The organism is Paenibacillus stellifer (assembly GCF_000758685.1).
Classification (GTDB): Bacteria; Bacillota; Bacilli; order Paenibacillales; family Paenibacillaceae; genus Paenibacillus_AQ; species Paenibacillus_AQ stellifer.
The window spans coordinates 1270588-1284328 of the sequence record NZ_CP009286.1 but is presented as its reverse complement, the minus strand read 5'-3'; the positions used below and the strand labels follow the sequence as shown (position 1 = coordinate 1284328).

The 13741-nt window shown below is 48.5% G+C and carries 12 protein-coding genes and 1 pseudogene; 3 read left to right on the top strand and 10 right to left on the bottom strand.

The window, feature by feature from the left end; all coding sequences use genetic code 11:
* The first annotated feature begins 15 nt into the window (after positions 1-15).
* Positions 16-3609: a condensation domain-containing protein gene (locus PSTEL_RS05855; protein ID WP_084064745.1), complete on the top strand. Its 3594-nt coding sequence runs from the start codon at positions 16-18 to the stop codon at positions 3607-3609.
* 8 nt (positions 3610-3617) lie between these two features.
* Complete coding sequence (locus PSTEL_RS05850) at positions 3618-4892, top strand: MFS transporter (RefSeq protein WP_169744541.1); 1275 nt, start codon at positions 3618-3620, stop codon at positions 4890-4892.
* A 148-nt stretch (positions 4893-5040) separates the two neighbouring features.
* On the opposite strand, the gene PSTEL_RS05845 is transcribed toward PSTEL_RS05850, so the two are convergent.
* The 5 genes and pseudogenes from PSTEL_RS05845 to PSTEL_RS05825 form a co-directional block, all read right to left on the bottom strand.
* On the bottom strand, positions 5041-5664 hold the full coding sequence (locus tag PSTEL_RS05845) for a response regulator transcription factor (protein ID WP_038694125.1): 624 nt from the start codon (positions 5662-5664) through the stop codon (positions 5041-5043).
* 20 nt (positions 5665-5684) lie between these two features.
* Positions 5685-7001, bottom strand: a complete 1317-nt coding sequence (locus PSTEL_RS05840; RefSeq protein WP_038694123.1) for a sensor histidine kinase — start codon at positions 6999-7001, stop codon at positions 5685-5687.
* A gap of 34 nt (positions 7002-7035) precedes the next feature.
* Entirely contained in the window at positions 7036-7713 is a 678-nt protein-coding gene (locus tag PSTEL_RS05835; RefSeq protein WP_038694122.1) for an MBL fold metallo-hydrolase, read from the bottom strand.
* Between the two features lie 335 nt (positions 7714-8048).
* Positions 8049-8234, bottom strand: a complete 186-nt coding sequence (locus tag PSTEL_RS05830) for a hypothetical protein (RefSeq protein ID WP_038694120.1) — start codon at positions 8232-8234, stop codon at positions 8049-8051.
* Positions 8235-8266: 32 nt separating this feature from the next.
* Positions 8267-8711: pseudogene (locus tag PSTEL_RS05825) on the bottom strand (DinB family protein).
* Positions 8712-9201: 490 nt separating this feature from the next.
* Between PSTEL_RS05825 and PSTEL_RS28340 the strand changes: the two are divergent.
* Complete coding sequence (locus tag PSTEL_RS28340) at positions 9202-9492, top strand: PIN domain-containing protein (RefSeq protein ID WP_342666576.1); 291 nt, start codon at positions 9202-9204, stop codon at positions 9490-9492.
* Between the two features lie 154 nt (positions 9493-9646).
* Here PSTEL_RS28340 and groL read toward each other — a convergent pair whose 3' ends face one another.
* From groL to PSTEL_RS05800, 5 genes are all read right to left on the bottom strand, one after another.
* A complete protein-coding gene (gene groL, locus PSTEL_RS05820; RefSeq protein ID WP_038694118.1) occupies positions 9647-11275 on the bottom strand; it encodes a chaperonin GroEL in 1629 nt (542 codons plus the stop codon).
* Between the two features lie 64 nt (positions 11276-11339).
* Positions 11340-11621, bottom strand: a complete 282-nt coding sequence (gene groES / locus PSTEL_RS05815; RefSeq protein WP_038694117.1) for a co-chaperone GroES — start codon at positions 11619-11621, stop codon at positions 11340-11342.
* Positions 11622-11956: 335 nt separating this feature from the next.
* Positions 11957-12712, bottom strand: coding sequence for a twin-arginine translocase subunit TatC (gene tatC / locus PSTEL_RS05810; RefSeq protein WP_038700214.1), 756 nt, complete (start codon positions 12710-12712; stop codon positions 11957-11959).
* A 156-nt stretch (positions 12713-12868) separates the two neighbouring features.
* Complete coding sequence (gene tatA / locus PSTEL_RS05805; RefSeq protein WP_038694116.1) at positions 12869-13105, bottom strand: twin-arginine translocase TatA/TatE family subunit; 237 nt, start codon at positions 13103-13105, stop codon at positions 12869-12871.
* 118 nt (positions 13106-13223) lie between these two features.
* Positions 13224-13709 carry a MogA/MoaB family molybdenum cofactor biosynthesis protein gene (locus PSTEL_RS05800; RefSeq protein WP_038694114.1) on the bottom strand — a complete coding sequence of 162 codons (486 nt, stop codon included), beginning with the start codon at positions 13707-13709 and terminating at the stop codon, positions 13224-13226.
* Positions 13710-13741: the final 32 nt, after the last annotated feature.

Here is a 13741-nt window from a genome sequence, read left to right as displayed (position 1 = left end):
AACGGATGATTCCATGTGAAAGAAATCTATCAAACCATCCTTGAAGAAACCCAGAAAGGAAAAATTGACAAGTCAAGCGCCATAAACCTGCTATCCATGCTGAAGCAGCAGCCGCATTTGAATATGGACGTGGCCATTATCGGTATGGCGGCTGAGTTCCCTCAATCTAAAGACATTGATTCGTTCTGGAAAAACCTTACCGAGGGACGTGACCTCATCCGGGAACTGCCGGAGACAAGACGATCTAATGCCGATGACTACTTTAGTACCCTTACAACAGAAAAGTCCGGTATGGAGCCGCAATATAATAGCGGCGCTTTCCTGGATAGCGTGGACGAATTTGATTATGCGCCATTTAAACTGACGCCCAGAGAAGCAAGTCTAATGGACCCTAACCAGCGGCTGTTTCTCCAAACCGCCTGGACCTGCCTGGAAGAAGCAGGCTACAGCGGGAATCAAACCCGCGGTAAACAGGTTGGAGTCTTCCTCGGATATGCCGCAATCGACCTTTTTGATTACAAGCGTTACATTGTCTCGCTTGAGCCCGAGGCGTACGGCACTGCAATGGCAGGCAATCTGAATTCTGTAATTGCGAGCCGCATATCGTATCTTCTCGATTTAAAGGGTCCCAGCATAGTCATTGATACTGCCTGTTCTTCTTCTCTTGTAGCAATCCATACGGCCATTCAGTCACTAAAGCAGGGTGATTGTGAAATGGCGCTGGTCGGTGGGGTGAAATCCGTGCTCATGCCCTTGAAAGGCAAGGAGAAAATCGGCATCGAATCTTCCGACAGTCGGGCCAAGAGTTTCGACGATAGCTCCGACGGAACCGGATTGGGAGAAGGATCAGCCGCCATATTGCTCAAACCTCTTGACCGCGCCCTTAAGGACGGCGATAACATTCATGCCGTTATCAAGGGCAGTGCGGTCAATCAGGATGGAGCATCCATCGGCATTACCGCACCCAATGTCCTGGCACAAGAACAGGTAATAAAGCGGGCCTGGAAGAATGCTAATATCGATCCCGCAACGGTCACTTATATCGAGGCGCACGGTACAGGTACACGTTTGGGAGATCCGATAGAGGTAGAAGGGATTACACGCGCGTTTCGTTCATTTACGGAACAGAAGCAATTTTGTGCTATTGGATCTTTGAAATCCAATATCGGTCATCTGGATCATGCGTCGGGATTGGCCGGACTCATCAAGGCTGTCCTCTGTCTACAGCATAAGCAACTTGTTCCCTCTTTGCACTTCGAGCGTCCCAATCGGAATATATCGTTTGAGGAATCTCCTGTTTATGTGGTGGACCATTTGAGCCCTTGGGAGACTCCGGACGCGGCCCCCCGTAGATGCGGTGTCAGTTCTTTTGGCATGAGCGGGACTAACTGTCATGTTGTATTGGAAGAATCGCCCATGCATCAAGCCTTTGCGGAACCCGCCGATCCCGATCTCTGTCATATACTCACCCTTTCGGCAATGACGGACACAGCGCTGTTGGCACTCTCAAAGGCTTATGCCGCTCTGGTTGAGAATAATCCTTCCCTCTCATTACGGGATATTTGTGCAACCGCAAATACCGGTCGGCTGTCATTTAAGCACCGTGCCGCCTTTCTCTTCACGAACAAGGAGGAACTGCTTCAGCAGCTTGAGGAATTTGCATCCTCTGACAGCGCCAACTCCGGTCAAACAGAGACGGGGGAGTCACGTTCCCTTGCACGGGAAGCCTTGGACGCCCTTAAGGCCTTTACCGCAGCTAACCGGCAGGATCGGAGTGATCTACAGATCGCGGCTGAGGCTTTTTTAAGAGGCGCAGAAGTAGACTGGGGGCCATTATACCAGGCGGGGAGTTGGGCCAAAGCGCAGCTTCCGACCTATCCGTTCGAGAAGAAACGATGCTGGCTGGCTCCGCAATATGATCTGTCGGTCATCTCAAATCCAATAAAACCCGCTGTAGCCGAGAGGGCAGGGTTTCAAGTTGTTTTGGCGGGTCGCGCCGATCAGAAATATACCGAGTTGGAGCATAAGGTAGCCAATGTATGGGGAGAATGCCTGGGTTATAGTCAAATGAATGTGACAGACAATTACTTCGATCTGGGCGGAGATTCCATCTATGCCATGCGGATTCTAAATCGGGTACATGAGGTCTTCTCCACGCGTCTTGATTTGACATCATTGCTTGCGCATCCCACAATTGAGCAATTTGCTCTTGAGGTTGGAAGCTCGATGGAGCAAATATCCAGACAGGAAGCCATTACGAAAGTGAAGGATCAGGAATTCTATCCTTTGACTCCTACCCAGCATGAGGTATTTGAACATTCGCAGCTGGAAGGACTTGATATTGTATACAACATGCCTTTCATCATTAATGTAGAGCGGCCTTTAACCACACAACAAACAACAGAAGCGTTTCAATACTTAATTAGGCGGCATGCCGCTTTACGGACAATCTTCTATTCGCATCAAGGCAGCCTTGTACAGAAAATTCTGAAAGAGGCATCGTTATCCATCAGCTGCAAGAAGGCGTCAAAGATGCAATTGCCGGCATTAATGAAATCCTTCGTCCGTCCATTCGATCTGTCGCAGGCGCCTCTTCTGCGTGTGGAACAAATTGAATTGAAACCGGACCATCACCTGTTGTTCGTAGATATGCATTACATCATTTCAGATGGCAATGCAATGAAGACCATCGTGGAGGAACTGGCCCGCTTCCTGGACGGGGAAGCCGTGGAACTCCCTGAATGGGAATACAAGGATTTCCTAGTCTGGAATGATCGCAACGTGAACTCTGATCAGATGCTGGAATCCGAAGCCTTCTGGCTTGAACTCTTTAAGGGGGACCTGCCCGTACTCCAGATCCAGTCGGATTATGATCGGCCGGATCCATTAAAGTATGATGTGAGCGAAATAGCCTGCCTGCTGTCGGAGGACACTACGCGGAAGCTCAAGGATCTGGCATCCAGAGAGAATGTAACTCTATATATGCTGCTTCTGGCACTCTGGAACATAGTATTGGCGTATCATAGCGGACAGGACGATATCATTGTCGGATCAACAATTGTCGATCGGTCATTTGCCGGCTTCGATAATGTCGTTGGACAGTTCGGTAATATGTTTGCTCTCAGAAACCGCCCTCATCGCGAGAAGCATTTTCTGGACTTCCTTGGCGAAGTGCGCGCCTCAACGCTGCAAGCTTTTCAGCACAGATCTTATCCGTTCAACCGGCTGCTGACCCGTCTGCCAAATCTTAAAAAAGATAGCAGCCGCAATCCACTGTTTGATACCATATTCGTTCTGCAGAACAATCTTGACTTCACGACCCGCTTCAACGGAATTTCAGTGTTGCCGTTTCAGAAAAGGCATGCTCGATTCGACCTGGGAATGGCGGCCAATGAGCGAAACAATTGTCTCAGCCTTGGCTTGCGTTATTACAAATCCATCTACAAGAGAAGCACTGCAATGGTCCTCGTCTCTCACTATGCGGATTTGTGCCGGATAATTGTAGATGATCCGCAGATCAGAATCGGAAATATTCAACTCAAGGAGAATGCAATTTACAGCATGAAACTAAAATGGAAGCTCTTATTCAACCCAATCCTAAAAAAATAAGGAGATGCATGATGTCCGATTTTCCTGATATTCAAACGACGCCCGCCACTCCTCAAGCGGGATTCTTAATTAACCGGAACTTTGCCTTATTATTCTTAGGCAGGCTGCTCTCTCAGCTGGGGGATGCCGTATATCTGTTCTCATTGAGCTGGTATATCCTGGTGACTACCGGTTCTACGGCAAAGACAGGAATTGTAATGATGACCAGCCTCATTGCTACCGTAATCATCGGACCCATCGCGGGAGTATGGATTGACCGCATAAACAGGAAGACTGTCCTAATCTCAATGGATGCCATCCGAATGCTTATCGTAGGAACGATGGGAGTTCTCCTTTACTTTGATATATTGCCTTTTTGGCTGCTATGTACAGGAACAGGTCTTGTGGGAATTTGTACTTCAGTGTTTAATCCTGCGTGCTCTTCCATACTCCCGAATCTGGTTTCCAAAGATAATCTGACCAAGGCCAATTCTCTCGATTCCATTGCGGTTAACGCTTCACAAGTGGTCGGAGCGCTGATCGGAGCTGTTCTCTATGCCTGGCTCGGAATTGTCGCAATCTTTATTCTTAATGCGGCCTCTTACATGATCTCGGCACTGCTTCAATCGGGAATACGCTATTCACCGACAGCTCATAAAGTGCCGGGCGAGTTCATGAACGAGCTAAAAGCAGGTTTCAGCTATCTGAAGACTAAACGGGCGCTTTATCTTGTCTTTATCTACCTGATCGGGTTGAACTTCTTGCTGGCTCCCATTCTGGAAGTTTATCTCCCGTACATTGTGCAGCATCTTCTGCATGGAACAGTTGCCCAGCTGTCCTATATTCGAGTAAGCTTCGCCTTCGGCATTGTGATAGGGGGCGCCATTATGTCGAAGCTGCCGCAGGTTGAATTGTTGAACAGACGCTTTATCTTTTCACTGCTGCTCTTTTCCATTTCTCTATTTGGTATGTTAATCCCGGTACTCCCAAAACTATTGGATTCCTGGAGCCTTCATCAAGCGATATGGTTCTACATTTCATTGACGGTTGTGACAGGCTTATTCTTTGGCTTTGCCAGCATCATATCCAATGTGATTTTTCAAAAAGATGTGGAGGATGAATATCGCGGTCGCATCACCTCCCTGCTGATGACCTTTGGATCGTCTGCGATGCCGTTCGGATACTTGATCGGCGGTGTCAGCGCAGCGTCAATACCGATGTACGTGCTCATCGCAACGACTGCCGGATTCCTTCTCCTTATCACTTTGATGATGCTTATCTCTAAACCGATAAAGGAATTATAAGACTGCAAGGGACATCCGACCGCCGAGAAATGTTGGCATTGTATGTTGCAATTGATTGTTAAAATAAGGCGGCGATCCATTCATGCCTCTCAGCTGAACAGGATCGCCGCCTTCAATTTAAGTATAGTCGTTTGCCGCCAGAACACGGTTATTCCCCGGGGAGCAATCCTAACCGCCTCACTTCTCCAACTGCCTCCGCCCTCGAGGTTACCTCCAATTTACGAAACAGCTGCGTAAGGTGATGTTCAACGGAACGCTGTGAAATAAACAGATTTCTGGAAACCTCTCGATTGCTCAAACCCTTCGCCACTTCTTTAATGATGCTTAGCTCTCTTTCACTAATTGTTTTCTTATATAATTCATCCGATCGGAGCGCGTTGAAATTATTAAAATAATGCAACGGAAATATGGCCTCTCCCTGCAAAGCCAAATGAATAGAGGAGATTAATTGATCCGATCTCATCGTTTTGCACAAGACACCGGAGACACCCGCTTTAACCAGTGAATTAAACATAGGCAGTAAATCGTAAGCGGTAAAGATTAGCATGATAAGATCAGGATATAGAGCCTTTGAAAGTTGGATCAGCTCTAACCCGCTGTACTCAGGCATATTCAGATCGGTTAAGAGCAGGTCAAACTTTTTTTGCTTTAACAGATCCAGAGCCGCTTTGCTGCTGTAAGCCGAGGTTATTTGCCAGTTACTCTCCTTGGACAACATCGACTTTACTCCATCAGCTAACGCCGGGTGATCATCAACCAACAACAACTCCACAGCATTATGTCCCCCTCTTCTTACATATGATATGATGCGGTTGGCGCTTGCATCGGGGTACGGACTACAACATGAAAACCTTCCCCTATCCCGGATTGAATATGGACCTCTCCTCCTACTGACCGCACTCTCTCCTCTATACCCGATAGCCCTATGCAGGAAGAGTTGTCTCCATGTTCGCAATTCCATCCCCTTCCATCATCGCTGTACCCTAGCTGGATTGCCGAGTTATCTGCAGATAGCCACAACTTAATTGACTGAGCATATGAATGTTTGACCGCATTTGATAGCAATTCTTGAATGACACGATACAACGTTCGTTCCTGCTGCTCAGTCAAATAAACCTGACACTGCCATTGAAGCGTAATTGCAAGACCTGACCGAACCTCTGTGTTAGAGACTATCAACTCCACAGCCTCACGCAGCTTTCCCGCTTCCAGATGGGCAGGTCTCCAATTCAGACAAAGATCGCGGGTTTCGTCTATGACTTTCCGAATGTCGTCGTGCAGACAGGAAAGCTCGGTATGCCAATCGCGGCGGCGGCTTCCCTTCTCATTAATCAAACGCTCGACCTGATAAAATATGTGGATTTGTTCCTGAAGAATCGAATCATGAAGATCAAGTGCTATTTTGGCTTTCTCACGTTCAACAACATTGGTAATGAGTTGCTTAATCCAATTTGGCCATGAGGACGGAGATGAATAATCATGGGTCATGGATTTAGCTTCCAGCAGAAAATCATTATGTTGGCGAAAATTTCGCAAGAGAATTTTTAAATTCCATAGGTTTTTGATTCGCATGGAAAATCCTGCATTGTTCATATCAATTATCAAGTATATATTTGGGCATGGAAGCCAATCTAGCTTAGCCACGAGAGCATTGCATTTCAGATTATGAACCTTTATGTAATCCGGAGAAGGCAACAGCTCCAGCTGTCTGAAAATCCAGTCTCCGTCGCCTTCTCCCGCCCGATTTAACACATTCCACTGATTAGAGCTGTATGCCACTAGCGCAGTCCTGGTATCATGGAAGCGCTCTCCAATGATCTCTAAAATCTGGGCATGCACATCCTCAATCACAAGCACATAATGATTCTTCAGAAGATGCTCGAACTGCAACCATAAGGCGGACCCGAAGATTCTCCTGGAGTTGCAACGAAACTCCCAGCTTCTGTTAATGTGGCACAGAAAACCTTTGCTTACAACGAATGAGCCCCCCACAATAACGATGCACTGCCAAAAATCCTCAAAATGCAATGCAAATAAACATGCATTCAACAACACCAGAACATAAAACGAAAAAGGAACGATATGATTCAAATAATTTTGTAATCTCATGAATAGTCTGCACCTCATCTTGTCAATCACACACTTAATAATAAGTGTACGACATTGGTTGGTTTTTGCGCATTCTAAACTGTACAAAAAGTTCCATATTATCCAGCTGAAGATATATATTATTTTTCAAGAGATAAGAAAATGTAAATCCGGGCGCTTTGCCAAACGAATGACCCGGGTATATCATAACTGAACCATGGAGAAGCGATTTGATTTTTTGCAAACTCAAGTACAGTTCCTTCGGGTCAGCCCCTTCCGTTGTACAAGTTCCACACCCTTCGATGAATAAGGTATCTCCGGTAAACATGAATTCATCATCAACAAGAAAACACATACTTCCGTGACTATGTCCAGGAGTTTCGATACAAATTACCTTGCCATTGCCAATTTGGAGTTCCTGCATATTCTCTACGCGGTTCAAGTTGGGGCAATGATACCCGTAATATTCGATTTCTCTGGAAGACATATATACCTCTGTGTTATATCGTCTGACACATTCATGGACCAAATTCACATGATCCTCATGCGAATGGGTAAGGAGAACCGTAGAAGGCTGTACGTTCAGGCGCTTCAGGATGATATCGATTCCTTCCATATCCCAAGAGGGATCGATAATTGCACATGTTCTCGAAGAGCGATTAATCACTATATAACTGTAATTAATGAGTTCGTTTTTTTGAGATCTGACTGTCTCTATTTCAAACTTATTCATTATTTATCTTCCTTCGAGTTTTTTGATATATATGTAAGTAAAGGATATGATTAATTATAATGACAATAAACCTAATTCAAATATGACAAACTCCACATGGACATAGCACTCATTCGTTCTAAAGTACCGTTCTATACGGCGGTTCTATCGCTTGCTTGCAATTTACGTAGAAGCTCGTACAGTGCCATGAAGTATTGCCCATGCCGGGCGCACCAAGAAAAGGCCCTCTGCAAGTTGAACTGGGGGGTTCTTATACAAAAAAACTCTCCTGAGCAAACGCTCAGAAGAGGTGATTATGCGTCTATATCTATTACTTGATTGAAAGGGAGACCTATTTAATCCTCAAGCTTATCCAGTTCGGCTTCCAGCTCGGCCAGCTTGTTATTCGCTTCATCCAACTCTTTCGAGAGACCCGCGGCCTTGGCCCGCTCGATCTCTTTCTTGACGGCTGCAATCTGCCCTTCCAGATAGAGAATATCGGATACACTTCCTGAATTATGCGACATTTGTGAATAGGTCATCGCGATTCTCCTCTCTTAAGTAAAAGAAATTTCTATTTTTCCATTTTACGAATATATGCTAGTTGTCCAATATGGTATGCATTATGGGTTGCCGCATTAGAAATAATTGCCCACCATTCAGCCTTTACAGGATATCCATTTACAACAGATAACAGCTGCTCTTCTTCAAGAAGCTCTTGCCAGTGAAGCAGTACTTTTAACAACTTTTCTTTTAAATCATAGAAAGATTCCTCATCTTTAACTAGTGGTTCGTGCACCGGCATTAACTTGATTTTCCTTATAATATAATTGCCAAGTTTCATTCCAATAAATTAGATGCTGGACAATCTCTGCAATACTATGGCTTGAATCATCAGGTTTCCAAAATGCTTCTGCTTCAGATAGTCCGTCAACCGTTTCATAGAATGAGGCATACCAACTACGGTCATTGGCATTAGCCAGAAGTTGATCCAACAATATAGTCTTGGCATCGATCATTTGTTTTTCATCTCCTTTAAAAAAGAAAAGCCCCTTCCCCAAAGCCCATTGAACTTCAGAGAGGCTTCCGCATCCGTATCCGACGGTTTCATTATCGGGTATAATGAATTGTAAGTAAAGATCGAAGTGATAAAGGAGGTTTCTCCATGTCCATGGTACGCAAACTCCATCCTCACATAGCAAAAGACTTAAGGAAGTTTTATCTGAAAACAATATTACCACCAAAAAGCTGGTTATCGATCTCGAGGCAGAAACCATTGAGGACTTTGATGATTACTCAGTCGATGATATTTTAAGTGTTGCAGGGATTCTAAAGCCTAGTGAAGCTCAAGAATTATTAGACCACATTCAAGAATCTCGGGAGGGTTGGGGAAAGTGACCCACAGCCACTCCGGGTACTTATTTGATTCGAACATCGTCATCGCCATTCTAGACAACGATCATGCGGCTATTAATTTAGTACGACAAGCTCAAGAAGGAGAAACGTCGGATATTCTTCTCAACAGTTACGGAATGTGAGGTACTAAGCGGTATCAAACACAGTCAGTTATTAATCGCGGAGCGGTTATTCTCCTCCAGGCACATGATCCCTGTCGATTCCGCTGTCGCGAGAAAGGCAGCTTCTGTGCAAAGCGAGCAAAGAACCAAGGGCCGGAAAATCAAAACTCCTGATGCGCTCATTATCGCAACTGCTTTTATAGCTAATTTGGTACTGGTCTCCCGGGACTCTGATATGAATTTTGTTACGAGTGAATACGAAATGTCTCATTTGAAAATATAGGTTTTTTTGGTACTATCTCATCACATATCTATTATAGACACACCCAAAAAGAGACCTCTCCGAATTCACTTCAGAGAGGTCTCTTCTATTCGATATGATTAAATGGTGTCTCCGCTAACGGAAACCCTTGATGTTACAGGCTTTTCAGCCTTTCTTACATCATGCCGCCCATTCCGCCCATGCCGCCCATGTCAGGCGCGCCGCCTTTTTCAGGCTCAGGCTTGTCGGCGATTACGGCTTCCGTGGTCAGGAACAGACCGGCTACGGATGCAGCATGCTGCAGCGCGGAGCGTGTTACCTTCGCAGGGTCGACGATACCGGCTTCGATCATGTTCACCCACTCGTCGGTAGCGGCGTTGTAGCCGATGCCGATAGCTTCTTTCTTCAGGCGCTCCACGATAACGGAGCCTTCCTGGCCAGCGTTCGCAGCGATCGTGCGGATCGGCTCTTCCAGGGAGCGGAGCACGATGTTCACGCCAGTCTTCTCGTCGCCTACAGCTTCAACAGCTGCTACAGCGCTATATACGTTAACCAGCGCGGTACCGCCGCCGGATACGATGCCTTCTTCAACCGCAGCGCGGGTTGCGTTCAGGGCGTCTTCGATGCGCAGCTTGCGTTCTTTCAGCTCGGTTTCGGTAGCGGCGCCGACTTTCACAACGGCTACGCCGCCGGCCAGCTTGGCAAGACGCTCTTGCAGCTTCTCTTTGTCGAACTCGGAAGTGGTTTCTTCCAGTTGAGCGCGGATTTGGCTGACGCGTGCCTGGATGTCTTCCTTCTGGCCGCTTCCGTCCACAATCGTCGTGTTCTCTTTCGTTACGCGCACTTGACGGGCGTTGCCGAGCTGGTCAACTGTCGTGCTCTTCAGGTCCAGACCCAGCTTCTCGGTGATCACCTGGCCGCCTGTCAGAGCTGCGATATCCTGCAGCATTGCTTCACGGCGGTCGCCGAAGCCAGGAGCCTTAACGGCAACAGCGTTGAACGTTCCGCGCAGCTTGTTCACGATCAGCATAGCCTGAGCTTCGCCTTCGATGTCTTCAGCGATGATCAGCAGCGGACGAGCCTGCTGTACGATCTTCTCAAGCAGCGGCAGGATTTCCTGAGTGCTGCTGATCTTCTTGTCGGTGATCAGGATGTACGGATTATCCAGAACGGCTTCCATCTTGTCCGTGTCGGTAATCATGTACGGGGAGATGTAACCGCGGTCGAACTGCATGCCTTCAACCACTTCAAGCTCGGTCAGGAAGCCGCGGGATTCTTCAACGGTGATAACGCCGTCTTTGCCCACTTTTTCCATAGCTTCAGCGATCAGTTTGCCCACTTCTTCGTCAGCTGCGGAGATAGCGGCAACCTGTGCGATGGCTTGGGAATCTTCAACAGGCTTGGCGATGCTCTGAAGCTCGGCAACAGCCGCTTTAACGGCTTTGTCGATACCTTTGCGCAGTCCGATTGGGCTGGCGCCGGCCGTTACGTTCTTCAGACCTTCGCGGATCAGGGCTTGTGCAAGCACGGTTGCGGTAGTCGTACCGTCGCCGGCAACATCGTTCGTCTTGGTCGCAACTTCTTTAACGAGCTGAGCGCCCATGTTCTCAAACGCGTCTTCCAGTTCGATTTCCTTGGCGATTGTTACACCGTCGTTCGTGATGAGCGGGCTGCCGAATTTCTTCTCCAGCACCACGTTGCGGCCTTTCGGTCCAAGAGTCACTTTAACCGCATTAGCCAAAGCGTCCACACCGCGAAGCATTGCACGGCGGGCGTCTTCACTGAACTTGATATCTTTTGCCATTATCAAAAAACCTCCCTGTGAATTATAAGTATCGGTACGAAATGCTTATGAGCGTCTATCCGGATTAACCCAGAATCGCGTGAATGTCGCTTTCTTTCATAATCAAATATTCCTTGCCTTCGTACTTGATTTCAGTTCCCGCATACTTCGAGAAGATCACGCGGTCGCCTTCCTTCACTTCGAGCGGAACGCGAACGCCGTCTTTCAGAGCGCCGCTGCCTACGGCAATAACTTTGCCTTCCTGCGGCTTCTCCTTGGCAGAGTCCGGAAGCACGATGCCGAAAGAAGTGGTCTCCTCCTGCTCGATCGGCTCCACCAGTACGCGTTCACCTAAAGGTTTGATCATGAAAAATAGCCTCCTTTTAAATTATGTGGTTTGGCTTGGACACAGAGGTCGAGGAATGCCTCCCGTCATGCGGTGCATTCCGGTTCATAGCGGGTGCCCGGCCTGACGGCTTCGGCATATTCCCGGCCTGTTAGCACTCGATACCCTATAGTGCTAACAACAATTTTTATATTACTGAACTTGCCTGCGGATTTCAAGTCCTTTTGCTCTTTTTTCTAGACGAATTTGGAAAAAATCAGCCAGGAAGGGGGTTGTCCCGGCCACACTCTCTTTCATTCTATCCACTGCCCGGCAAAATATGCCTGTGTAATTCCGGCCCCTGCCAGGCGCCCCTCTCAGGCGCGCCCCTCCGCAGTGTACCGCGCTTCCAGCGCCGCATCGGCGGCGAGCTGCTTGCGGTAGACGACAGATGACAGAAACACGCTGAACTCATACAGCACCAGCAGCGGCACAGTCACAAGAAAGTCCGAGATGAAGTCGGGCGGCGTGATCACCACCGCGATGAAGACCAGTGCGAAATAGGCATAGCGCCGCGCCTTCCGCAGCCGAAGCGGATTCAGAATGCGCAGCTTGGTCAGGAACATGACAAGCAGCGGCAGCTCGAACAGCAGCGCCAGCGGCAGCACCAGATTGAACATGAAGCTGAAATACTGCGCGATCCCGTAGGTCTCCTCAAGTCCCAGATCACGGGTTACGGCAACCGTGAAGTTCAGCGCCATCGGGAACACGATGTAGTAGGCGAAGAGCAGGCCAGCCACGAACAGAAGCAGCGCGTACGGTACATACCGCAGGGCTGCGCTTCGCTCGGCAGGACGAAGGCCGGGACTTACGAACGCCCAGATTTGATAAGCGATAAAAGGGATCAATACCGTCAGCGCAACGGCTACAGCGATCTTCATATACATGCCGATTCCGTCCCAGAAGGCAAAAGCATGCAGCACAAAGCCCTGCGCCGTCTCGGCATGGACAAGATATTCATAGACAGGCTTCGCACAGAACAGCCCGAGAACCAGAGCGGCGGCAAATACGATCAGCACGTAGATGATTCGGCGGCGAAGCTCGGTCAGATGCTCGACAATCGTCATTTCCATAGGCTCCAAAGCCAGCCCTCCCTGCACAATCTCTGCAAATATTCTGTCAAAAAAAAGCGCCCTTACCAAGTCCTGAGACTTATATGGGCGCCTTCTCATTCGTGATGCATGGTTCGTACAGCCAGGCAAGCTTGCCTAAAGCGTTGTACGGAACCTTTATTCCGGCTGACGCTTCTCCAGGGAGACAGGCGTATTCTGCGGCGCCGCTGGAGCAGCGGGCTCGCTCTTGGCGGCCGGTTCGGAGTCAGCTATGATATCGCGGGTTCCTTCCTTGAACTCCCGAAAAGTTCTGCCTACAGCCCGTCCGAGCTCAGGCAGCTTGTTCGGCCCAAAGAGCAACAACGCCACGATAACGAGCAAAATAATCCCGGGCGCTCCAATAGTGCTAAACATCTGGATTCCTCCTTGTTCATCCGTCCTACCATAAGCAACTCCATCATAACATAACCTAAATCACATATCCATTGATCAGGCATGACGAATAGCCGAACGTTGAATAGAGAATCGCCTCTTACTGCTTGAACTGTCCAGTCACCATCAGCAGCGCCTCCGGCAGCTGGTCCATAACGGCGGCCAGATGCTCATGCACGCCCTTCGGCGTTCCCGGCAGGTTGACGATCAGCGTCCGGCCGCGGATGCCGCAAATGCCGCGGAACAGCATCGCTCCCCGATTCTTCTGCATGACCGTGCTGCGCATTGCTTCGGGCAGTCCCGGAACCTCACGCTCAATCACCCGCCGCGTAGCCTCAGGCGTCACATCCCGGATCGCCAGCTCGGTGCCGCCGGTTGTCAGCACAAGATCCGCCTGAAAATAGTCGGTCAGCTCAATGAGCGCCGCAATGATCTCATCCTCTTCATCCGGAACGATGCGGTACTCGATGATTTCTCCTCCAAGCTCCTCCTCCACCAGTTCGCGGATGACCTGGGCGCTCGTATCCTCCCTTTCGCCTCTGGCCCCTTTATCGCTGGCCGTCAGGATTGCCGTCTTCCACGCCATAGGCTGGTTCTCCTTCCTCTCTACGCTTCATA